Consider the following 23096-nt stretch of genomic DNA (forward strand, 5'->3'; position numbering starts at 1 on the left):
GCGTCAGGGTGAAGGCGCGGGCGCAGCGCTGGCCGGCTGCGCCATCCAGCGCTCCATCTTGCGGTCCAGCACATCCAGCGGCATCGAGCCGTCCTTCAGCAGTTCTGCATGGAACCGGCGCAGATCGAAGGCTGCCCCCTGGCGTGCCTTGGCCTTGTCGCGCAGGGCAACGATGGTGGTCAGGCCGGCGACGTTCGACAGTGCCTGGCCGGGCTGGGCCATGATCCGTTCGACTTCGGCATTGGCATCATCGCTGCTCATGTCCACCGTCTTCTGCAGGTAGGCCACGGCCTGCTGCTTGCTCCAGCCCTGTGCATTGACGCCGGTGTCGGCGACGACGCGTGCGGCGCGCAGCAGGCGTGAGTACAGGTAGCCGATACGGTCGTAGGCATCGGTGTAGACGCCCAGGTCTTCACCCAGCGTTTCCGCGTACAGGCCCCAGCCTTCGACGAACGCCAGATCGCCACCGAGGCGACGGAAGCGCGGCAGCTTGGCCAGTTCCTGCTGCAGGCCCAGTTGCACGTGATGGCCGGGAATCGCTTCATGCAGGTACTGCACCGGCACGCTCCAGCGCTTGCGGCTGGGCAGGTCGCGGGTGTTGATGTACAGCACGCCAGGCTGCCCGGCCGGCGACGGCTGGTAGGCGGCAGCGGCGGCGGTGAGCGCACGTTCCGGTTCCACCGCACGCACTTCCAGTGCGGACTTCGGCAACGTATCGAGTACCTGCGGCAGGCGCGCGTTGACCTGCTGCTGCACCTGGCGGTAGCGGCTGATCAGTGCATTGGCATCGCTGTACTGGAACTGGCGATCGTTGCGCATGCTGCGCAGCAGCTTGGTCGGCGTGCCACGCAGCTTGGCGTCCTTCATCACCGTGGCGATCTGTGCCTGCAGTTCCTCCACGCGCTGCTCGCCCAGCGCGTGCAGCTGCGCGGCGGTCTGGTCGCTGGCGGTGGTCTGCACGATCAGGTTGGCGTACCAGGCCTGGCCGTCGGGCAGCGCGCCCATGCCGCTGCTGGCGCGCGTGGCCGGCAGGTACTCGGTGGCGATGAAGCCGCGCAGGGCGCGGTAGGCGGGCATGATCCGCAGCTCGATCATGCGCTTGTATTCTGCGCTGATGCGCGCCTTGTCCTCGGCCGCAATCGTGTTCGGCATGGTGCGGATCGGCGACCAGAAGATGCTCTCTTCAGCGGTCGGCTTGATCACCGCATCCAGCTGCGGCAGCACCTTTTCCATCAGGTCGCGCGGCTGCACCACGCCGGCCTTCATGCCCTGGCGCATGTTGTCGATGGCCTGGTCGAACAGTTCGGGAATGCCGAGCGAGCGGCGCGACCAGGTGTCGTAGTCCTGCACGGTGTTGAACGGCTGCGCGCCGGCGCCGGAGCCGAGGATCGCCATGATGCTGCCGATGTTGTAGTACTGGCTGATCGGCATCATCCAGCTTGGGTAACGCTCGGCAGCCAGCGAGGCGCGCGCGTCACGTACGAAGATCTCGTAGCTGAGCAGGTCCTGGCCCTGCAGGCCGTCGTTGCCGAGTTTTTCGACCTTGCCCAGCCACTGCGTGGTGAAGTCGTGCGACTGCTGGCGCCAGGCGGCGGACAGGATGTTGGGCAGCTGGTCGTTGTAGCGCGGTTCGCCCTGGAAGGTGGCCTGCAGCGGATTCAGCCGCATCGAGGCATCCCAGTACTCGTCGTACAGCCGTTCCAGCTGCACCTGCTTGGGCACTGCGCGTGCGGGGGCGACCGGACGCGGCGCAGCGCGGCGCGCCGAACTGCCACGGGCCGGTGCGGTGGCACGGGCGGGCCGGGCCTTGGGCTTGGCGGCCTGGCGGGTCTGCGCAGCGGCAGGGCGGCTGGCCTTCTTCTTCGCTGCTTCGGCCGACGGCACGGCACTGAACAGGAACAACGCGGCAATGGCAGCGGCCAGGACGCGGGGGGAATACGGCATCAAGAAGCTTCCGTGGAACACAGACCGTGGAGCTTGCACGATCCGCGCGCGTACGGCCAGCGTGAAGACGCAGTCAGCTGGGTGGCGCTGGGGCTTCAGTCAGCCGCGGCGGCGACACGCAATGCCGCCGCGCGATCGGCGCCCAGATAGCGGGTGATGGCCCGCCGCATCAGGTACAGCAACGGAATCAGGGCGATCGCAAAGCCCATCTTGTACACATAGTTGACGCTGGCGACCGCAAGGAACAGCGAGGTCGGCCAGTGCTGCGGGCCCAGCACGAACGCGATCCAGATCACCACGAAGCTGTCCACCACCTGCGAGACCGCGGTGGAACCGGTCGCGCGCAGCCAGACATGGCGTTCCCCGGTGGCCTGGCGGATGCGATGGAACACCGCCACGTCGATCAGCTGGCCCAGCAGGAATGCCACCAGCGAACCGGCAATGGTCCACATGCCCTGGCCGAACACGGCTGCGAACGCGGCCTGGTAATCGGGCACGCCGTGGCCCTCCATCGAGGTGACCCACCAACTGGCCGGCGCCAGCGAAATGGCGGCGAAAGCGAACAGGAAACCGTAGCCGATCAGCACCACCGCCAGCCACGAGATGAAGCGCACGCCGCGCTTGCCGAAGAACTCGTTGATGGTGTCGGTCATGATGAACACCACCGGCCACAGCAGAGTGCCGGCGGTGAAGCTGAGCGAGCCGGTCTGGCCGAACAGGTTCCAGTTCAGCGGATCGATGCCGAGGGTATCTTCCAGCGCGAAGATCTTCACCCCGATCAGCTCGGCCAGCACCGCATTGCCGCAGAAAAACGCGGCCAGCACGATGAACAGCAGCACCGCGCGGTCCTGCAGCGGGCGCTCGATCGGCGCTGCGGTCATTCGGCGCGTTCGCCGGCGCGGGTGAACGGCACGCTGGACGGTGCGACGGCGCCGCCGGAAATGATGAAGCTCATCGCCTGGTCGACGGTCCAGTCGGTGGGCGTCAGCAGCTCCACCGGCACGATTTCCAGGTAGCCCGAGGTCGGGTTCGGCGTGGTCGGCACATACACCGCGGCCAACTCACGGTCGGTGCCGTGTTCCTTGATCACGCGGGTGACCAGGCCGACCGATTTCATGTCGCGGTGCGGGAAGTCGATCAGCACCACGCGCTGGGTGCTGCCCGGTTCGGTCTGCAGCATGTCCAGCAGCTTCTTGGCGCTGTCGTAGATGATGCTGGCCAGCGGGATGCGCTTGATCACCGCGCCGACCCAGCGCAGCAGTCGCTGGCCCAGCACGCGGCGGCTGGCCACGCCCACCGCCAGGATCACCAGCAGGGTGGCCAGCAGGGCGATGGTGTCCTGGATCCACTCGGCTCGGACCCAGCCCAGATAGTGCGGGAAGCTGGTTGCGATCTGTTCGGACAGCGGCACCACCAGCGGGCTGGAGATGCCCGACAGCAGTACGAACACGAACTTGACCACTACCCAGGTCAGCCAGATCGGCAGCAGGGTCAGCAGGCCGGTCAGGAACAGGCGCTGCAGGGAAGGGCGGGGGACCAGGGCGGGGGCTTCGAGCGACATGTGCGCATTGTAGCGGTCACTGCCGCTCGATTACGCTGGCGGATCGACTGCGGCAACGAGCCATGGAAGGGAAGCTGTGTTGAAGATTCTGCGCGGACTGGGATGGACCCTGGCGGGCCTGCTGGTGCTGGCCATCGTGGTGTGGTGCGCCTCACGCATGTGGCCGGTGCCGGAATCGCGGTTGCAGGCCCAGCAGCGGCTGGAAGCGCGGCTGCCGGCGAGCGGGCGCAATGGTTATCCGCTGTTGTGGACACTGGCTTTTGACGACCTGGATGGCGGCCAGCGCGAGCAGGCGTTGGCCGAGGACGTGCGGCGCTGGGACGCCGACCCGGACGGTAACAGTGTTACCCGCCCTCATCAGGCCGCCGGCCACCAAGGATTGCGCTCGCGGGCGGCCGCCGGTTGCGGGCCGGCGGCCCGCGACTGCCTGGCCCAGGTACGCGCCGACCCGCAGCGCTTCGTCGACGCCCATGCGGGTCATCACCAGTTGCATGCGCGGCTGGATGCGCTGGCCGACGCGGACCACTTCGTGTCGCCGTTCCAGCCGAAGCGGGAGGGCATCCTGGTGCCTATGCCGACCTACGGGCTGGTGGTCGATGCCACCAGCGCACGCGCGCTGGCGTTCGTACAGGGTGACATCGACGGTGCCCTGCGCGGCAGCTGCCGGGGAGTGCAGCTGGGCCGGCGGCTGGTGCCCGGTGGCAGCTATCTGTTCGACAGCATCATCGGCGCAAGCCTGGTGCAGGCCAATGCGCAGCTGCTGGCCGACATGCTGGTTGAACTGCCTGCCGATCACCCGCTGCCGGCCGAATGCGAACAGGCCATGCAGCCGATGCGGGCCGACGAGCAGAGCCTGTGCCGTGCGATGCAGGGCGAGTATGCGATGAACCGGGTGGCGATCGAGACCTCGGCGCGGGAATTCGGCGGCGTGCTGGTACTGGACCGCAGCAGCACCCTGGCCCGTGCGGCCGGCAATCTCGGTTGGGCGTGTGGCGCGACGGCGACCGCTGCGCTGGAGGCGGACCGTCCGTTGCCGGTACCGGCGCCGCTGCAGCGTGACTTTGGTTGCCTGTCGAACGTCATGGGCTGCCTGTTGACCGACATTGCGGGTCCGGTCTATCCGGCCTATTCGTCGCGCACCCAGGACGCGGCGGCGATGCTGCGCCTGCTGGGCGCACAGCGCTGGCTGCGGCAGCAGCCGGGGGATCCGGTAGATGCCCTGCAGCGGTTGCCGGCGCAGTTCGCCTCGCCGGTGCGGGCGCCGCAGGTGTCGGCGGATGGCCGCCATCTGCAGGTGCCACGCCGCTCGCCGTCCCGCAGCAACGACGAAAGCCCGTGGCTGTCGGTGCCGTTGGTGGCCGGCGCCGCCCCAACCTCCGCTGCCCGCGACTGAGCAGCGGATCAGTCGTCGCTGACCTGCGGATCGAACGCCCAGCCATCTCCAACGGTCTGCAGCGTCCAGCGGCGGTTGCTGCGCAGTGGCTGCCAGCGCACGCTTTCCTTGTCGTCCTCGATGCTGCCCTCGGTATGCCTCACCTTGCGCGTGGAAAAATTCACGCTCACCGAAGTGGCCTGTCCTGAATTGCGCATCACCGAGTTCTGGTCGTAGCCGATCAGCGCGAAGGCAGCGTCCTGCCAGCGGAAGGTGAAGGTGGTGGTACCCATCGACCAGCTTCCCGCGCTGGAGAAGGAAAACAGCGCCACCCTCAACGTGCCGCGCTGGATGCTGACACCGCCATCTTCAAGCGGGTCGCTCATCACCGGGTTGTCCGGGCGCGGAATCAGCTGATGGTCCTGCACCGCCAGCACATAGCCGGCCGGGCGTGACCACGCCACGGCGAAAATGCGCGGGTTGCTGTCGTATGGCGATGGGCCGAAGCCATCGTGTTCGATGACATTGCGCGGGTCCTGCTGGCGCAGCACCAGCACCAGGTCCGCGCGGCCATCCTGGTCGAGATCGCCTTCGATGCTGGACTCCAGCGTCCAGCCCTCGGGCACGAAGCCGGCGGTACTGGCAGCCTGGGCCGGCAGCGTCGGGTACTGCACCGGCGGCAGGTCGAGTGCATGGGACGCGCACGGCAGGGTGCCCAGCAGTGCTGCAAGGGTGTGGGTGCGCATCGGAGCCTCCATGGCAGGGGGCCAGAGGATAGCGCCTGTACGGTGGATCAGCGCGCGTGCGGCTTCAGGCGCAGGTACACCTGCTTGCGGACCTGTGCGACCACCTCGCCGCTTTCATCGACCACGTCGTTGCTGAACCAGCGCAGCACCTTGTCGCCGCTGGCGGCTTCCGCGCGCAGTTCGTCCAGCAACGCGTCGTCGATGCGGAATGATGTGCGTACGGTGCCGCGGCCGGGCTTGAGGAAGTCGATGGCGCCTGCGCGGTCCCACACGTAGTAGTCGCGGCCGAGGATGTGCAGCAGGCCGAGCATCCAGAACGGATCGGTCATCGCGAACAGGCTGCCACCGAAGTGGGTACCAACGTAGTTGCGGTTCCATGGCCGCAGGCGCAGCTCGACATCGATCTGCCGGTAGTCGGGGGTGATGCGGGTGACGTGGATGCCGGTGAACAGGAAGGGCGGCCAGAGGTTGATGCCGAAGCGGAACAGACGGGCGTTCATGCGGATCCGGGGGCGCTGGGCGAGATGTCCAGTCTAACCATTCGCATGCGTATGTTGCACCCCGGTGGCACCGGTCACGCGCCGCCGTCGATCACATACCCGTCGCGTCCATTCGCTTTGGCCTGGTACAGCGCGGTGTCGGCCCCTTCGACGAAATGATGCGGTTGCAGCTCGCCTTCCGGTACCCGGGTAAACACGCCGATGGTGAGCGTCACCCGATCGTCGCTGCCATCACCATGTGCCGGCAACGCACGTACGCAGGCGATCAGGTCCTGGATCACAAGCCGCGCGCCCTCGGCCGGGGTATCGGGCAATACCAGCGCGAATTCATCGCCACCGTAACGCGCGGCCATGTCGCGCGGACGCCGCGCATGCGCGCCGATCAACCGGGCGACGTCCCGCAGCACGCGGTCGCCGACCTGGTGGCCATGGCGGTCGTTGTGGCGCTTGAAGTGGTCGACATCGATCAGCGCCAGGCTCAGTGGCTTGCCGTTGCGTCGTGCGGCGTCGCATTCCTGCTGCAACGCCTGTTCGAAGCGCAGGCGATTGCCAAGGCCGGTCAGTGCGTCGCGGTTGGCCTGCCGGTGCCAGGCCGAAATCCGCCAGATCGCCCAGGCCAGCAGTACCAGCAGGACGCCCAGCAGGGCGGTGGCTGGCGCCCACCAGAGGTTGCTGGTGCGCAACAGCAACCAGCTCAGCAGAGGGGCAAGCGGCAGCGAACACAGCGCCGCCAGCCACGGCAGGCGCAGGCCGAGCAGGATCACGCACAGCGCCACCAGCACAGCGCTGATGGTGTGCTGCCAGAAGCGGGGCAGCACCTCGATCTGCTTGTGCTGCAGCAGCATCGAGGCGATGTTGGCCTGGTACTCGCTGCCGCTCATCCAGAACTCGCGGGTGGTCGGGGTCAGCAGGCGCGGTGCGATGCCGCTGGCGGTCATGCCGACGATGATGCGGCGGCCATGCAGCATCGCCATGTCCACGTGGCCATCGAGCACGTCTGCGTAGGAAACCTGCGGCAACTGCTCGGGAGGTCCGGCATAGCGCACCCGCACGTAGTCGTTGCGCCGCCATTGATAGGGCGAGCCCACCTCGGGATCAGGGTCGGGCAGCCCGCGCACCGCGCCCGCGGGCAGGCCGGTCAGGGCCAGCCCGAGCGCCGGCCAATGCGCCTTGCCGATGCCCGCATGCAGGTAGATGCCGCGGGCGACACCGTCACTGTCCACCTCAACGTCGGTGTGGCCGATGGCGGCGGCACTGGCTGCGATCTGCGGAACAGGCAGCATTTCCTCTGCCATGCGATCACCGGCTGCCGGTGCGGCCAGCACCGGCAGCACCACCCGGCCATTGCGACGGATGGCAGCGGCCAGCGCCTCGTCCTGGCGGCTGTCGCGGCGGTCCGGCTCGGACAGCATCAGGTCCAGCGCGACCCGTTCGGCACCGGCATCGGTCAGGCGATCCAGCAACCGGGCGTGGACCGAGCGCGGCCACGGCCATTGGCCGATGCGTTGCAGGCTGCCTTCGTCGATGGCCACGATCAGCACGCTCGGGTCGGGTCGATAGTCCCAGTTGCCGACCATCGCGTCGTAGGTGGCCTCGTCCTGCCGCCACAGCCATTGGCCCTGGCTGGCGACGATGGTCAGTATCCCGGCCAGCATGGCCAGCAGGATCCGCTTCGACCATGGCAGCGGCGAGCGCCTCACAACAGCAGCCACAGCAGCAGGGCACCACCGCCGGTGCCATAGCAGAGGCGACAGGGCAGGGCGATCTGCTGGGCAGGCGAGAACTCGCCGGCATGGCCGTCATCGTCGATGTACTGCACGCGCACATGCAGGGTGCCGCGCCACGGACGCTTGAAGCTGACCTGCGGTTCGGCCACGGTTTCGTCGACCAGGGGGGCCTTGAAGTCGCCGCGGCGGTCGACCTGCACGCGATAGCGCTGGCCTTCGCTGCCGGCCTGCCAGCGCAGGGTCAGTTCACCGTGCGCGGCCTCGGGCGGTTGCAGCGCAGGATCGACCGGCTCGTTGCTCAGCTGCAGTGGAAGGGCCTGGCCATAGCGCCCCTGGTGCCCATTGGCATCGCGGGAGGCGACCCGCCAGAAGTAGTGACCCAGCGGCAATGGCTGCGCCAGGCGCAGATCGGTGCCGGTGCTGGTCTGTTCCTGCAGTGGCTGTACGAAGCTGGAATCAGCCGCGATCTGCAGCACGCTGCTGTGCGCACCGGGGGCCTGGCTCCAGCGGAAACGCGGGCGGTCGCTGTTGATTGTCTGTCCGTGCAGCGGGGCCAGGGTCAGCGGCGGTGGAGGCTGGTCGCTGAGTTCGAAGTCGGCACTGGCGTCGATGCCTTCCACACCCTGCGCATCGACTGCGCGCAGCAGGATGCGCAGCTGGCCTGGCGGCAGATCGCCGATGGCCAGGCGGGTATCGGTGGTGGTGGCAGCGAACAGCAGGATCTCCGGCGTGGCTGCCTGTACTACTTCAACGCGGTACTGCGCGGCGCCGGTGACCGGAGTCCATGCCAGCAGCGTCGGCAACGGGGCCAGGCGCAGTTCATCGTTGCGCAGCTGCGGTGCCGGCAGCAGTGCGGAGACTGCGTCCGGTGCGGCGTCTGCGCTGGCGCTGCGGGTGGCCTGTCCCGGCTGGACCATGCGCTGGCCATGGGTGTTGCCGACCTGCACCTTGCCCTGCAGGACCTCTGTGGCCGCGACATCATGACCGCCGCCGGCACTGACCCGGAAGACGGTGCCGCGCACGCTGCTGGTGGCGGTGGGCGCATCGATGATGTAACGCGATGCCGGGCCGCGCGCGGGCGTCACCCGATTGCTGGCCCGGCCCTGCTGCAGGCGCAGGCGGGTGTCGACCATGCCGGTGTGGCCATAGCGGCTGAGCTGGTCCAGGCGCAGGCGCGAGTACTCACGCAGCTGCAGGCGCGACGCATCGGCAAATTCCAGCGTGACGCTGGATTCGCCCTCGGTCTGCACGGTGTCACCGATGTGCAGCTGCTCGCCGGCCTGGATGGCGCGGCTGGCGCTGCCGTCTCCGCCGGACAGTTCGACCTTGCCGCGGACCGAGAGCACCCGCGCCGGTGCCGGTTCGGTGCGCAGCCAGCTGATCGGAAAGCGCAGCAGCTGGCCGGGCGGCAGCCGGTAAGGGTTGTCGATGCGGTTGTGCTGCTGGAGCTGTTGCCAGCGCACCGAGGGTTTCAGATACACGCCACCCAGATCCCACAGGGTGTCGCCGGGACGGACCCGGTAGTTCCAGTCCTGCGCGGCGGCGATGGCCGGCAGCAGGAGGAGGGCACAGAACAGAGCGCCCTGGAAGCGCATGGCAAACAACAGCAAGCGGACGAAGGTCACAGTTTTGCAATCCCGGCAATGCGGGGGTGCAGCTGCAAGACCCCATGGCCCCGACCTCATCCCCCCGAACGGATCGTGGCGGCCGTACGGCCGCCATCGCGCGCATTATTGCCCGCGTCCAGTGCAGGGATTCTGAACGAACCCGGCTTCCGTTCAGAACAGCAGGGAAGCCATCCTGCGGCGGTACTGGCCGACCAGGTCCTCGTCGGAGATCACATTGAAGGCGTCGATCAGCGCCCTGCGCGGCAGGCCTTCCTCGAAACTCCGGTCGATCCGCAGCATTTCCAGGAACTGCGCCAGCGCGGCTTCGTCATGGCCGCCAAGCAGCAGCTGCACGCCGCGCAGGTGGCGGGCCTTGAGGTCCTTGCCGTCGGCGGCGATACGCGCGTCCAGCACTTCGGCGGCCGGGGCGTCCTTCAGCGCGGCGGCAAAGGACAGGCGGGCGCGGGCGCGCACGGCGCGGTCGTCGGTGGCCAGGTTGGCGGGCAGGCCGTCGATCAGCGTGCCGGCTTCGTCCACGCCGCCAATCTGCAGCAGGGCCAGGGCCAGGTCGAGCTTCAGCTCGTCCTTGTCCGGCTCGGCGGCGATCTGCGCACGCAGTACGTCCACCTGTGCCTGCGGATCCAACGGCGCTTCGTCCTCGGCGGCAGTGTCGCCGACGTCGGCCGGCACGATGCCGTGCTGGGCCAGGAACTCACGCAGCTGGCCTTCCGGGATGGCGCCGGGGAAGCCGTCCACCAGCTGGCCGCCCTTGACCAGGAACACAGTGGGCACCGAGCGGATCTGGAAGGCGGCGGCGATCTGCTGTTCCTTGTCGACATCGACCTTGGCCAGCTCGAAGGCGCCGTTGTATTCGGCGGCCAGTTTTTCCAGCATCGGGCCCAGGGTCTTGCAGGGGCCGCACCACGTGGCCCAGAAGTCCACCAGCACCGGCGTCTGCAGCGACTTCTGCAGGACTTCGGCCTCGAAGGTCGCAGTGGTGGCGTCGAATACGTAGGTCGTCTCGGTCATGGGGGAGGCATCGATTGGCATCTGGAGATCGATTCTATGGTGACGATCGATGCCAGTCTCAACCCGGACTGCGGCAAATGCCCGACAATGCGTCGTTCCCGCCGCCGTTGCTCCCGGAGCCTGCATGACCTCCCCGTCTTCCTTGTTGCGCCTGTCCGGCCTCGCCGCCGCACTGCTGTTCGTGCTGGCGGTGCTGGGCTTCGGCGCCGGCCTGGACGGCTATGCACAGGCCCGTCACCCGGTGGCCCTGCTGGGCGCACACGGCGTGCCGCACGCGCTGGCCTTCAATCTGCTGGGCTTCGTGTTGCCGGGCCTGCTGGCGGGGGTGGTGGCCGAGTGCCTGCGCCGGCGGCTGCCTGCCACGGCCGGCTGGGCACCGCGGGTCGGCAGCCAGATGCTGCTGCTGGCCGGCCTCGCATTCGCTGCGATGGGCCTGCTGCCGCTGGATGTGGACGACCTGCACGGGCCGGCCAGCCAGCTGCATGCCAGCGCCTGGATGATATGGGTGCTGGGCTTCGTCACCGGCACCCTGCTGCTGGGCATTTTCAGCATGCGCCAGGTGCACGGCCGTGTTCAGGGTGGACTGTCGGTGGCCTGCGGGGTGCTTGCGGCACTGGCGGCCTTCGCCCTGCAGGGCCTGGTGCCCGCACCACTGGCACAGCGCGTGGCGTTCGCCTGCTGGGCGCTGTGGCTGGTGGTTGCGCTGCCGCTGTCGCGACCGCGCTGAGACGGATCGTGGGCGCTGGCGGCGACAGTCGTGGCCAGCCGGGATTGGAGCCCTATGCCGCACTGCGGTACGCTGTACCGCTTTGCCGCCGCATCCGCGTGTTCCATGACCAGCGCTGAAACCAACGCCTACGACCCGCAGCAGGTTGAATCCGCCGCCCAGCAGTACTGGGACGCCACCCGTGCCTTCGAAGTGGACGAGACTTCGGACAAGCCGAAGTACTACTGCCTGTCGATGCTTCCGTACCCGTCCGGTGCGCTGCACATGGGCCACGTGCGCAATTACACGATCGGCGACGTGATCAGCCGCTACAAGCGCATGACCGGCCACAACGTGCTGCAGCCGATGGGCTGGGACGCGTTCGGCCTGCCGGCGGAGAACGCGGCGATCAAGAACAAGACTGCACCGGCGGCCTGGACCTACAAGAACATCGAGCACATGCGTGGCCAGTTCAAGGCCATGGGCTATGCGGTGGACTGGTCGCGCGAGTTCGCCACCTGCCGCCCGGACTACTATGTCCACGAGCAGCGCATGTTCACCCGCCTGATGCGCAAGGGCCTGGCCTACCGCCGCAATGCGGTGGTGAACTGGGATCCGGTCGACCAGACCGTGCTGGCCAACGAGCAGGTCATCGACGGCCGTGGTTGGCGTTCCGGCGCGCTGGTCGAGAAGCGCGAGATCCCGCAGTGGTTCCTGCGCATCACCGATTACGCCCAGGAACTGCTGGACGGCCTGGATGAACTGGACGGCTGGCCGGATTCGGTCAAGACCATGCAGCGCAACTGGATCGGCCGCTCCGAGGGCCTGGAAATCCAGTTCGACGTGCGTGACATCGACGGTGGCGTGCTGGATCCGCTGCGCGTGTTCACCACCCGTCCGGATACCGTGATGGGCGTGACCTTCGTGTCGATCGCCGCCGAACATCCGCTGGCGCTGCACGCGGCGAAGAACAATCCGGAACTGGCTGCGCTGCTGTCGGAAATGAAGCAGGGCGGCGTGTCCGAGGCCGAGCTGGAGACCCAGGAAAAGCGCGGCATGGACACCGGCCTGCGTGCCATCCATCCGGTCACCGGCGAGAAGGTGCCGGTGTGGGTCGCCAATTTCGTGCTGATGGGCTACGGCACCGGTGCGGTGATGGCGGTTCCTGGCCATGACCAGCGCGACAACGAAGTGGCCAACAAGTACGGCCTGCCGATCGTTCAGGTCATCGCCCTGAAGGACCCGCGCAACGACGACGAGCGCACCTGGGATGGTGCCCGCTGGCAGGACTGGTACAGCGACAAGAGCCGCCAGACCGAACTGGTCAACTCTGCCGAATTTGATGGGCTGGATTTCCAGGGCGCCTTCGAAGCCCTGGCCGAACGCTTCGAGCGCAAGGCCCAGGGCCAGCGCCGCGTCAACTATCGCCTGCGCGACTGGGGCGTGAGCCGCCAGCGCTACTGGGGCTGCCCGATTCCGGTGATCTACTGCGACAAGTGCGGTGCGGTACCGGTGCCGGAAGAGCAGCTGCCGGTGGTGCTGCCGGAGGACGTGGCGTTCTCCGGGACCGGTTCGCCGATCAAGACCGATCCGGAATGGCGCAAGACCACCTGCCCGGAATGCGGCGGCGCTGCCGAGCGCGAGACCGACACCTTCGACACCTTCATGGAGTCGAGCTGGTACTACGCCCGCTACACCTCGCCGGGCGCTCGTGATGCGGTCGACAAGCGTGGCAACTACTGGCTGCCGGTAGACCAGTACATCGGTGGCATCGAACACGCGATCCTGCACCTGATGTATTTCCGCTTCTACCACAAGCTGCTGCGCGACGCGCGGATGGTGGACAGCAACGAACCGGCACGCAACCTGCTGTGCCAGGGCATGGTGATCGCCGAGACCTACTACCGCCCGAATCCGGACGGCTCGAAGGACTGGATCAACCCGGCCGATGTGGAAGTGCAGCGTGACGAGCGTGGCCGCATCACCGGCGCCACCCTGATCGCCGACGGCGAGCCGGTGGTGGTCGGTGGCACCGAGAAGATGTCCAAGTCGAAGAACAACGGCGTGGACCCGCAGGCGATGGTCGACAAGTACGGTGCCGACACTGTGCGCCTGTTCTCGATGTTCGCTGCCCCGCCGGAACAGTCTCTGGAGTGGAACGAGGCCGGTGTGGACGGCATGGCGCGCTTCCTGCGCCGCCTGTGGGCCCAGGTGCAGAAGCACGCCGCCGACGGTGCCGCACCGGCGCTGGATGTGGCCGCGCTGGATGCCAACCAGAAGGCGCTGCGCCGCAAGACCCACGAGACCATCGGCAAGGTCGGTGACGACTATGGCCGCCGCCACAGCTTCAACACCGCCATCGCGGCGGTGATGGAACTGATGAACGCGCTGGCCAGGTTCGAGGACAGCAGCGAGCAGGGCCGTGCGGTGCGCCAGGAAGCGCTGCAGGCCATCGTGCTGCTGCTGAACCCGATCACCCCGCATGCCAGCCACGCCCTGTGGCAGGTGCTGGGCCATGGCGAGACGCTGCTGGAAGACCAGCCATTCCCGCAGGCAGACACCGGTGCGCTGGTGCGCGACGCGCTGACCCTGGCCGTGCAGGTCAACGGCAAGCTGCGTGGCACCATCGAGGTGGCCGCCGATGCTGCACGCGAGCAGGTCGAATCACTGGCCCTGGCCGAGCCGAATGCGGCCAAGTTCATGGAAGGCCTGACGGTGCGCAAGATCATCATCGTGCCGGGCAAGATCGTGAACATCGTCGCCGCCTGATGTACCCCGCATCCGCCGCCTGCAGGGTGGCGGGTGCCCTTCCGGTGCGGGGCCACGCAGTTGATGGCCCTGCATTCACGCGGCTTCGGGCAGGCTGTGTGTTGCCGTGATCGCCCGGCTCCGCCAGACTGTCTCCATGACCCGAATCCTGCTTGCCCTCGTTCTTGCCCTCGTTCTTGTCCTCGGCCTTGCCGGCTGCGGTTTCCATCTGCGCAACAAGCTGATGCTGCCGACCGACACGGCGCCGGTGAAGGTGGTCTCCACCGCGCCTTACAGCGAACTGGTCAAGCTGCTCAATCGCAGCCTGCTGGCATCCGGTGCCAAGCTGGCAGACGAGGACAGCAAGGGGCCCAGTACCCAGCTCCAGGTGCTGTCCGAACGCTGGGGTGACCTGCCGATCGCCATCGACTCGCAGGGCCGTGCGCAGGAATACAGCCTGCGCTATGCGGTGATCTTCATCTTCCGTCGCGAGGACGGCAGCGAGCTGGTGCCGCAGCAGGTGATCGAACTGTCGCGCGACTACGTCTCGCCGCCGACCGACGCCACCGGTACCACCACCGAACGCGAAATCCTGGCCGATGAGCTGCGACGGGAAATGTCCGCATCGATCATCCGCCGCATCGACAGCGTGGTGCGTGCCGAGATCGAGAAGGGCGGCAGCCTGTCGGCGCCGAAGGCCAAACCGCTTGAAGGCGCGGTGCCGGCCGAGCCGGTCCCCGCAGCCAAGCACTGAGTCGCGGCGATGGAACTGCGTCCGGAGCAGCTGGCCAGCCAGGGCGCTGACACCCCGCTGGCGCCGGTCTACCTGATTGCCGGCCCGGAAACCCTGCGCGTGCTTGAGGCGGCCGACGCCGTCCGTGCGCGCGCGCGCGCCGCGGGCATCGGCGAGCGGGAAGTGTTCGACGCCGATGGCCGTGATTTCGACTGGAACCAGCTCGACGCCAGCTTCAACGCGCCCAGCCTGTTCAGTGCCCGCCGCCTGGTCGAGGTGCGCCTGCCCAGTGGCAAGCCCGGCAAGGACGGGGCCGAGGTGATCAGTCAGTTCTGCGCCAACCCGGCACCGGACGTGGTGCTGATGATTACCGCCAACGAATGGAGCAAGGCCCACCAGGGCAAGTGGGCCGAGGCGGTCAATCGCATCGGTGTGCTGTCGGTGGCCTGGGCGATCAAGCCGCACGAACTGCCGGACTGGATCGAGCGCCGCCTGCGTGGCAAGGGCCTGCGTGCCGACCCTGCCGCCGTGCAGCGGCTGGCCGAGCGGGTGGAAGGCAACCTGCTGGCCGCTGCGCAGGAAATCGACAAGCTGGCGCTGCTGGCCGACGGCCAGCCGCTGGACGTGGAACGGATGGAATCACTGGTGGCCGACGCCGCGCGCTATGACGTCTTCCGGCTGCTGGAAGCCACGTTCTCCGGCCAGCCGCCGGCGGTGCTGCGCATGCTGGCGGGCCTGCGTGGCGAGGGCGAGGCCGTGGCCGCACTGATGCCAATGGTGATCCGCGAGCTGTTGGCCGGTGCCGGCCTGGCCCGGGTACAGGCGCGCGGCGGCAATCTGGCCGCCGAAATGAAATCGCGCGGCATCTGGGAATCGCGGCAGGCGCCCTACAAGCGTGCGCTGCAGCGGCATCCCGAGGGCAAGCGCTGGGAGCGTTTCGTGGCCGAGGCCGGACTGGTCGACCGTATCGCCAAGGGGCGCGCCGACGGTGACGCTTGGCTGGCGCTGGAACGCCTGCTGGTAGCCGTGGCCGAACCGCGTGCCGTGCGCCTGCTGGCGCGGGCCTGAGTGATGAGCCTGCGGATCTATTACGGGGGCACCTTCGATCCGGTGCACCTCGGACACCTCGCTATCGCACGTGCTGCCCGTGACGAACTGCAGGTCGCTGTACGCATGCTGCCGGCGGCTGATCCGCCGCATCGCTCGGTGCCGGGCGCAACCGCTGACCAGCGCTTCGCCATGCTCTCGCTGGCCATCGGCGATGAGCCTGGCCTGCTGCTGGACCATCGTGAACTGGACCGCGCCATCCGCTTTCCCGGCCGCCCGTCCTACACCGTCGACACCCTGCGCGAACTGCGCGGCGAGCTGGGCCCCAGCCGGCCATTGGCCTGGCTGGTCGGGGCCGACAGCCTGCTGGGCCTGACCCGCTGGCATGAATGGGAGGCGCTGTTCGGCCTGGCCCATTTCGTGGTGGCCGAGCGCCCGGGCAGTCCCCTGCAGGCCTCGCTGGATGGCGAACTGGGCCGCGCCCTGGAAGGGCGCTGGGCCGACAACGAGCAGACCCTGTTTGCCAGTCCGGCCGGGCGCATCCTGCGCCTGCATCATCCGCTGCGCGAGGAATCGGCCAGTGCCGTGCGTGCACAGATTGCCGGCGGCGGCCCCTGGCGGGCGTTGCTGCCACCGGCCGTGGCCGACTATGTGGCCGCGCATGGCCTGTACCGCTCCCCTACGCCGTGAATGCCGCCGCCCCGGCTTGCCCGTATAATCGCCCCCACGTTTATCGAGTCGATCCACTTTGAGCAACCAGACCCAGCCCCAGACCATCAAGGTCGATCTGCCCAGCCCGCCGCCGTCCGTGCCGGAACTGCTGGCCAGCGTCCGCCAAGCCACCGAAGACCTGAAGGCCAAGGACCTGGTCGAGATCGATGTGCGCGGCCGGTCCAGCGTTGCCGACTACATGATCGTCGTTTCGGGCACCTCGACCCGCCACGTCAAGTCGATTGCCGATGAAGTCGTGCGCTTCGCCAAGAATCTCGACGTGATGCCGCTGGGTGTTGAAGGCGAGCGCGAAGCCGAGTGGGTGCTGGTCGACCTGGGTGACGTGATCGTGCATGTGATGCTGCCGCGCGTGCGTGAGTTCTACGCACTTGAACGCCTGTGGACCGTTGGCGACCAGCCGCCGTCCAGCGACGACGAAGTGGCCTGAGCCGCACGTTGATGCATCCCTTCGACGGCGCCGATGGCGCCGTCGACGTTTTGGAGGACCGTTGATGAAAGCCCGCCTGATTGCTACCGGTGAACGCGCACCCAGCTGGGTGGCGCAGGGTTTCGCCGAGTACCAGAAGCGGCTGTCGCACTGGTTGCCGTTCGAACTGGTGGAAATCGAGCCTGGCCTGCGTGGCAAGGGCCGTGATGCGCGCCGCGCCACCGAAGACGAAGGCAAGCGCGTGATCGCCGCGCTGCCGAAGAATGCCTACGTGGTCGCGCTGGATGTGCCCGGTCGCCAGCTCAGTTCCGAGCAGCTGGCACAGCGCCTGGAGCATTGGCGCGGGCAGGGCAGGGACCTTGCCTTCCTGATCGGCGGCCCGGAAGGGCATTCGCCGGAAGTCTCCGCGCTGGCCGATGAGAAATGGTCGATCGGACCGTTGACGCTGCCCCACATGCTGGTGCGCCTGGTGGTGGCCGAGCAGTTGTACCGGGCCGCCGCAATGATTGCGAATCACCCCTACCATCGCGCGTGAAGAGTGGTTATACTAGTCGTCTGCCCGAATAGCTCAGCCGGTTAGAGCACTTGACTGTTAATCAGGGGGTCGTTGGTTCGAGTCCAACTTCGGGCGCCACATTGAAGAGACCTGCATCTGCAAGATGCAGGTCTTTTTTTTGCGTTGGTGTAGAGCCGAGCCCGCGCTCGGCTTCGAGAATGCAGCCGAGCGCGGGCTCGGCTCTACAATCTGCTGTATCCAACCACGGATGTTGATCGTGCGCGCACTCCTGTCCGTCGTCTTTCTGCTGCTTGCACAACCGACGTTCGCCGCAGCGAATGCGGCACCACCGACCTGGCATCCGCCGCAGGGCACCACCGAGCTGCCGTTGTGGCCGCAGGGCATGGTGAAGGCGCCGCCAAAACTGAAAGGCCCCGAGCAGGTTGGCGAAGCAGTTTCCAAGGCCAGCGGAGAACGCTGGACGATGCTGCAGAACGTGGCCGTGCCGACACTCACTGTGTTTCCGCCGAAGGGACCGGCCAATGGCACCGCAGTGATGGTGGTGCCTGGTGGTGGTTATCGGGTGCTGGCGATGGACCTGGAAGGCAGCGAAATCTGCGATTGGTTGAACGCGCAGGGCATCACCTGCGCGCTGCTGAAGTACCGCGTGCCGGCGTCCGGCCCGAACTGGGATCCCGACTGCAACTGTCGCGACAACCCGACGGTGCCGATGGCCTTGCAGGACGCGCAACGTGCAATGGGCCTGCTGCGCGCGCAGGCAGAGCGCTGGAACATCGACCCGAAGCGGGTGGGGGTGATCGGTTTTTCGGCGGGTGGGCACGTGGTGGCGGGATTGAGCACGCATGCACGTCGCAGCTACACGGCGGTCGACGCGGCCGACTCAAAGTCCAGCCGCCCGGATTTCGCGATGGTGATGTACTCCGGCCATCTGTGGGCCGGGCATGGCAAGGGGCTCTCGCTGGTCAGGGACATCGTCGTGGATGACGCGGTGCCGCCGACGTTCATTGCGCAGGCCACCGATGATCGCACCGATGACGTGCGCGAATCACTCGCCTACTACCAGGCCCTGATCGACGCAGGCGTGCCCGTCGAGATGCATCTGTTCGCCCGCGGCGGCCATGCGTTCGGTCTGCGCATGAAGAATGCACCGGTCACGGCGTGGCCGCGGCTGGCCGAACGCTGGATGCAGGATATCGGCATGCTGCCGGAACGCCAGCTGTAGAGCCGGGCCATGCGCGGCTGCCTGTGCCAAGCCGGGCGCGGGCTCGGCTCTACAGTGCCAGCTCACCTCTGGAGAACGCGACCAGCGTAGCGATGGCCACCACCAGAATGGCACCGAACAGCACCCATTCCCAACGCGTAAATACCTGCTCACCGCGTTGGAGCCGGGTCAGTGCGAACACCACCACGCCGGGCACATACAGCAGCACCGACAGCAGCAGGTTGTCGAGACCTCCTGCATACACCAGCCACAACGCGTAGGCACTGGCCAGCAGCGCCACCGCGAAATCGCGCCAGCGCACGCCCGGTTCACCCGCATAGGCGTGCCCGCGCCACGCCAGTTGCACGCCGAACGCGGTCGACAGGAAGTAGGGCACCAGGCTCATCGACGCGGCCAGCAGCACCAGGCCGGTGTAGCTGCCGGAGTTGACCAGCACCAGCAGCAGGAACAGCTGGATCAACCCATTGCTCAGCCAGAGTGCGTTGGCCGGCACGCCGCGCGCGTTCTCGCGGCCCAGGAAGGCCGGCATGGTGCCGTCGCCCGCAGCGGCGTACAGCACTTCGGCACACAGCAGCACCCAGGCCAGCAGCGCGCCGAGTACCGAAATGATCGAGCCGATGATGATCACCGTCGCGCCCCACTCGCCAACGATGGCGCGCAGCACGTAGGCCATCGACGGATTGGGCAATCCGGCCAGTTCGGCCTGCGACAGTACGCCCATCGACAGCAGGCTGACCAGCACCAGCAGCAGCCAGACGCCGAGGAAGCCGATCACCGTAGCGCGGCCGACATCAGCACGGCGGGCCGCGCGGCGCGAGTAGATGCTGGCGCCTTCGATGCCGATGAATACCCACACGGTCACCAGCATCATGCCGCGCAGCTGCTGGCCGAGGTCGCCGAGCGCGGGCGTGCCCAGGAAACCGGCACGGAACACATCCATGCGGAACGCACCGGCGGCCAGGATCAGGAACAGCGTGATGGGCAGCAGCTTGGCCACCGTCACCAGGCCGTTGACGATGGCGGCGGTGCGCAGGCCGCGCAGCACCAGCAGGTGCACGGTCCAGAGGAGCAGCGACGAAGCGGCCACGGCGGCCGGGGTATTGCCTTCACCGAAGACCGGCATGAAGTGGCCGAGGCCACTGAAGATCAGCACGAAGAAGCTGGCGTTGCCGAGTACCGAGGCGACCCAGTAGCCCCATGCCGCGGAGAAACCGATGTAGTTGCCGAAGCCCTCGCGCGCATACGCGTAGATGCCGGTATCGAGATCCGGCCGGCGGTTGGCCAGGGCCTGGAACACGAAGGCCAGCATCAGCATGCCGGCGCCGCTGACCGCCCAGCCGAGCAGCGCCGCCGCCGGTCCGGCGCTGCGCGCCACGTTCTGCGGCAATGAAAAGATGCCGGCGCCGACCATCGAGCCGACCACCAGTGCGGTCAACGCGGGCAGCCCGAGGCGTTGTGAGGTCGCGGTCATGATGTCCCCTGCGGCAGTGATGCCGCTACCCCACGGTAGCGGCGTGCCCGTGAACATGCGCGCAAGGGGCCGCAACGACGAAGGCCCGGGCAGATGCCCGGGCCTTCGAAGGTGGTGCGTTGAACGGTATTACTTGAAGGTGTACTTGGCGCCGACGGTGAAGTAACGGCCGATGGCACCGCTGAAGTGCAGCGGGTTGTAGTTCACGCCACCGTAGGTGGTCGGGTCGAGCGGAGCGATGCGATCGAACACGTTCTGCACCGAGGCATTCAGCTCGAAGGCTTCGGTGATGTTCCAGCGGCCGGACAGGTCGAAGGTGGTGAACGAGGAGATCTTGGTGACGTCGGTACCGTCGAAGTACGAGAACTGGTACGAGCCCTCCGGACCACGGAAATCCTTGTTCTCCATCTTGGAGATGTAGTTGGCGACGCCGCTCACACTCCACGGACCCTGGCGCCAGGTGGTGCCGAAGTTGATGCGATCCTTCGGCGTACCGATGCAGTTGGTCACGTCGCAGTTGCCGTGGGTGCCGGCGTAGTCGCGGGTGACGTCGGCATCGGTGCGCTCGAACTTGAGCACATGGCTCCACTGCAGGTCCATTTCCAGCTGGCCCGGGCCGATATCGAAGGTCTGGCGGATATCGGTATCGATACCGCGGACGCGGGTCGATGCGGCATTGATGTACGCAGTGTTGACGGCCAGGATGCTGCCGGTGCCCGGGACGCCGTTGAGCAGGTTGTTGTCACGCAGCACATTGCCTGCCGCGATCGCCGCACCCGTGTCGCCCTGGGCGATTTCATTGGTGCGCTTGATCTGCCATGCATCCACGGTCAGCGAGGTGGTGGAAGTCGGCTGCAGCACGATGCCCACCGAGTAGCTCTTCGACTCTTCCGGCTTCAGGTCCTTGTTCGGACGGGTGATGATCGCGACCGGCAGGGCGCCGCAATCGTCGGAGGTCGCACCTGGTGCGGGGTTGCCGCCCGGGCAGCGCACCGGGTCGGCAGCATTGGAGAAGGCAGCCAGGCCACCATCGCCGTTCTCGGCCGGGTTGGGCGCGCGGAAGCCTTCGGCGTAGCTGGCACGCAGGGCGATCCAGTCAGCCGGGGTCCACTTGATGCCCAGCTTCGGCGTTGCCTTGCCTTCGCCGCTTTCGTACTTGTCGTAACGCAGCGCGCCGGACAGTTCCAGCTGTTCCAGCACCGGTGCCGACAGTTCCACATAGCCGGCGTAGACGTTCTGGGTGCCGTCGTAGGCCGAATAGCCCAGGCCGATGATCTGGCCCTGGTCGGTGAAGGTCTGCGGGGTCAGGCTGTTGCTGGTCTTGCGCCACTCGGTACCGATCGCCAGGCCCAGCGGGCCACCCTTCAGGTCCATCAGGCTGCGCGACACGGTGAAGTCGAACATGTCCAGGGTCGACTTGGCACGTGCACTGATCCGCGGCGAGATGAAGTCGTACAGCGCCTGCGAATTGAGGTTGGCGTTGTCGCCGATGCGCCACACACCACCGGCACAGTTCGGATTGGCCAGGGCGCAACGCACGTTGTCGTAGTTGAGGAAGCCGGTGCGCTTGTTGACCAGGTCGGTGCCGGAGTGCAGGTAGGCGGTATCGTAGCTCCAGTCACCCCAGTTGCCCTTGACGCCGACCAGGAAGCGGGTGAACTCGTTGGAGTTGTCGGTTACGCGCGGGCCGACATCCCAGGCCGAGTAACGCAGGCGCGAGGCCTGGCCCGGGATCGGGTTGTCCGGATGGTTCGGGCCCAGCACGGTGGCGCCATCGCCACTGTTGGCGTTGATCGGGCCACCGGGGTAGCCCCAGCCACCGGAAACACCGGACGGCGTGTTGCTGAAGGTGGTGTCCTTCTTCGAGTAGCCGATCTCGGTGTAGATCTCGCCGCCTTCGCCGAAGGCGAAGCTGGCACGACCGAACACGTTGACGTACTTCTCTTCCGGGGTCAGGTCACGGTACAGCTGGTTCGGATCCCACAGGCAGCCCTGTGCCTGGGCGGTTGCGTCGTTCTGGCCGGGAATGGTGGTCAGGCCGGCACAGCCCGGCAGGGCGACCAGATGGCCGGTGCTGTCGTACACCGAACCATTCGGACCTACGCCGCCGCGGGTACCGCCGCTGAGGAAGGCGCCGCCCAGGAACTGGGCGTTGTTGCCGTAGCCCCACGGGCGGGTATCGCCGGTGCCGATCCACTTGCGGTTCTTGCGATCGCTGATCTTGATCGCGTCGGTCTTGCCGACGTCCAGGCTGAAGAAGGCATTCCAGCCGTCAGTGGCCAGATCGCCGGTACCGGCGGTCAGGGTCGCCTTCTTCGCGTCGCCATCGCCGTCGCCGGAGACACCGTAGGAACCGCGCAGGATCGCGCCCTGGAAGTCACTGCGCAGGATGATGTTGACCACGCCGGCGATGGCATCGGAGCCATAGATCGCCGAGGCGCCATCCTTCAGCACTTCCACGCGTTCAACCGCGTCGAGCGGAATGGTGCTCAGGTCGGTGAAGACCTTCTGGCCGTCGTCAGCCAGGCCGTAGGTGGCCATGCGGCGGCCGTTCAACAGGACCAGGGTCGAACCCGCGCCCAGGCCACGCAGCGAAATACCGGCGCCACCGCCGGCGAAGCCGTTGCCGAAGGTCTTTGGAATGGAGCCGGAACCATCAGCAGTCAGGGTCTGCAGGTATTCGGCAACCGTGGTCTTGCCGGTGCGGTCGATTTCCTGGCGGGTCACCACCTGCACCGGGGACGGTGTTTCGGTGTTGGTGCGCGGAATGTTCGAACCGGTAACCGTGATGCGGTCCAGGTTGGTGGCCTTTTCCTGCGCGAACGCGGAGGTGGAAGCCACGGCGCCAACCAGCAGCAGGGTGCCGCCGGTAAGGATGTGGGTGATGGACGATGCCAGGGTGCAGCGGCGGCGGCTGGCGGGCCGTTGGATCAGGTGTTTCACAGCTTCTCTCCTAACTGGAAAACCGTAGCGTTGAGGGCTGTCTCCGGAGTGACCGGGACGGGCC

Annotated in this window: 19 protein-coding genes and 1 tRNA gene; 10 read left to right on the forward strand and 10 right to left on the reverse strand. The window is 67.2% G+C overall.

All coding sequences use genetic code 11. The features are described from left to right. Positions 1 to 3: 3 nt before the first annotated feature. The 3 genes from AC5P57_RS08485 to AC5P57_RS08495 all read right to left on the reverse strand — a co-directional run bounded on the left by AC5P57_RS08485 (position 4) and on the right by AC5P57_RS08495 (position 3505). Positions 4 to 1944 carry a DUF885 domain-containing protein gene (locus AC5P57_RS08485; protein ID WP_099552085.1) on the reverse strand — a complete coding sequence of 647 codons (1941 nt, stop codon included), beginning with the start codon at positions 1942 to 1944 and terminating at the stop codon, positions 4 to 6. A gap of 95 nt (positions 1945 to 2039) precedes the next feature. Further along, positions 2040 to 2825, reverse strand: a complete 786-nt coding sequence (locus AC5P57_RS08490; protein WP_099552084.1) for a queuosine precursor transporter — start codon at positions 2823 to 2825, stop codon at positions 2040 to 2042. Next, positions 2822 to 3505: a DUF502 domain-containing protein gene (locus AC5P57_RS08495; RefSeq protein WP_049427719.1), complete on the reverse strand. Its 684-nt coding sequence runs from the start codon at positions 3503 to 3505 to the stop codon at positions 2822 to 2824. The genes AC5P57_RS08490 and AC5P57_RS08495 overlap by 4 nt, the downstream gene beginning before the upstream one ends. A 76-nt stretch (positions 3506 to 3581) precedes the next feature. Between AC5P57_RS08495 and AC5P57_RS08500 the strand changes: the two genes are divergently transcribed. Further along, positions 3582 to 4898: a hypothetical protein gene (locus AC5P57_RS08500; protein ID WP_099555052.1), complete on the forward strand. Its 1317-nt coding sequence runs from the start codon at positions 3582 to 3584 to the stop codon at positions 4896 to 4898. A gap of 8 nt (positions 4899 to 4906) precedes the next feature. Here the strand turns inward: AC5P57_RS08500 and AC5P57_RS08505 are convergent, their stop codons facing one another. From AC5P57_RS08505 to trxA, 5 genes are all read right to left on the reverse strand, one after another. Continuing rightward, entirely contained in the window at positions 4907 to 5623 is a 717-nt protein-coding gene (locus AC5P57_RS08505; protein WP_495219531.1) for a hypothetical protein, read from the reverse strand. Between the two features lie 47 nt (positions 5624 to 5670). Continuing rightward, positions 5671 to 6123 carry a DUF4442 domain-containing protein gene (locus tag AC5P57_RS08510; protein ID WP_049427725.1) on the reverse strand — a complete coding sequence of 151 codons (453 nt, stop codon included), beginning with the start codon at positions 6121 to 6123 and terminating at the stop codon, positions 5671 to 5673. Between the two features lie 74 nt (positions 6124 to 6197). Continuing rightward, the gene (locus AC5P57_RS08515) at positions 6198 to 7823 is read right to left on the reverse strand and encodes a CHASE2 domain-containing protein (protein ID WP_262234724.1); all 1626 of its coding nucleotides are present in this window, start codon (positions 7821 to 7823) and stop codon (positions 6198 to 6200) included. Then, entirely contained in the window at positions 7820 to 9475 is a 1656-nt protein-coding gene (locus tag AC5P57_RS08520) for a FecR family protein (RefSeq protein ID WP_495219532.1), read from the reverse strand. Before AC5P57_RS08520 ends, AC5P57_RS08515 begins: the two co-directional genes overlap by 4 nt. Positions 9476 to 9628: 153 nt before the next feature. Next, the gene (gene trxA, locus AC5P57_RS08525; protein ID WP_142806498.1) at positions 9629 to 10486 is read right to left on the reverse strand and encodes a thioredoxin; all 858 of its coding nucleotides are present in this window, start codon (positions 10484 to 10486) and stop codon (positions 9629 to 9631) included. Positions 10487 to 10610: 124 nt separating this feature from the next. On the opposite strand from trxA, the gene AC5P57_RS08530 reads away from it, so the two are divergent. From AC5P57_RS08530 to AC5P57_RS08570, 9 genes are all read left to right on the forward strand, one after another. After that, complete coding sequence (locus AC5P57_RS08530; RefSeq protein ID WP_262234727.1) at positions 10611 to 11213, forward strand: DUF998 domain-containing protein; 603 nt, start codon at positions 10611 to 10613, stop codon at positions 11211 to 11213. 105 nt (positions 11214 to 11318) lie between these two features. Beyond that, a complete protein-coding gene (gene leuS, locus AC5P57_RS08535) occupies positions 11319 to 13961 on the forward strand; it encodes a leucine--tRNA ligase (RefSeq protein ID WP_099555066.1) in 2643 nt (880 codons plus the stop codon). A 136-nt stretch (positions 13962 to 14097) separates the two neighbouring features. Then, the gene (locus tag AC5P57_RS08540; RefSeq protein WP_495219533.1) at positions 14098 to 14694 is read left to right on the forward strand and encodes an LPS-assembly lipoprotein LptE; all 597 of its coding nucleotides are present in this window, start codon (positions 14098 to 14100) and stop codon (positions 14692 to 14694) included. Between the two features lie 9 nt (positions 14695 to 14703). Next, positions 14704 to 15741, forward strand: a complete 1038-nt coding sequence (gene holA / locus AC5P57_RS08545) for a DNA polymerase III subunit delta (RefSeq protein ID WP_099555039.1) — start codon at positions 14704 to 14706, stop codon at positions 15739 to 15741. Continuing rightward, positions 15742 to 16410 (forward strand): nicotinate-nucleotide adenylyltransferase, encoded by a 669-nt coding sequence (gene nadD / locus AC5P57_RS08550; RefSeq protein ID WP_185959219.1) that lies wholly within the window; start codon positions 15742 to 15744, stop codon positions 16408 to 16410. A 58-nt stretch (positions 16411 to 16468) separates the two neighbouring features. Beyond that, a complete protein-coding gene (gene rsfS / locus AC5P57_RS08555) occupies positions 16469 to 16879 on the forward strand; it encodes a ribosome silencing factor (protein ID WP_005410536.1) in 411 nt (136 codons plus the stop codon). A gap of 64 nt (positions 16880 to 16943) precedes the next feature. Beyond that, positions 16944 to 17414 carry a 23S rRNA (pseudouridine(1915)-N(3))-methyltransferase RlmH gene (gene rlmH, locus AC5P57_RS08560; protein ID WP_079222687.1) on the forward strand — a complete coding sequence of 157 codons (471 nt, stop codon included), beginning with the start codon at positions 16944 to 16946 and terminating at the stop codon, positions 17412 to 17414. A 22-nt stretch (positions 17415 to 17436) separates the two neighbouring features. Beyond that, positions 17437 to 17513: transfer RNA gene (locus AC5P57_RS08565), tRNA-Asn, on the forward strand. Positions 17514 to 17664: 151 nt separating this feature from the next. Continuing rightward, on the forward strand, positions 17665 to 18618 hold the full coding sequence (locus AC5P57_RS08570) for an alpha/beta hydrolase (protein ID WP_428843479.1): 954 nt from the start codon (positions 17665 to 17667) through the stop codon (positions 18616 to 18618). 49 nt (positions 18619 to 18667) lie between these two features. On the opposite strand, the gene AC5P57_RS08575 is transcribed toward AC5P57_RS08570, so the two are convergent. Together AC5P57_RS08575 and AC5P57_RS08580 are read right to left on the reverse strand one after the other, a co-directional pair. Beyond that, entirely contained in the window at positions 18668 to 20089 is a 1422-nt protein-coding gene (locus tag AC5P57_RS08575) for a basic amino acid/polyamine antiporter (protein ID WP_262234730.1), read from the reverse strand. Between the two features lie 129 nt (positions 20090 to 20218). Then, positions 20219 to 23032, reverse strand: a complete 2814-nt coding sequence (locus tag AC5P57_RS08580; protein ID WP_099555030.1) for a TonB-dependent receptor — start codon at positions 23030 to 23032, stop codon at positions 20219 to 20221. Positions 23033 to 23096: the final 64 nt, after the last annotated feature.

Source organism: Stenotrophomonas sp. YJH_SMC_79 (assembly GCF_059367995.1).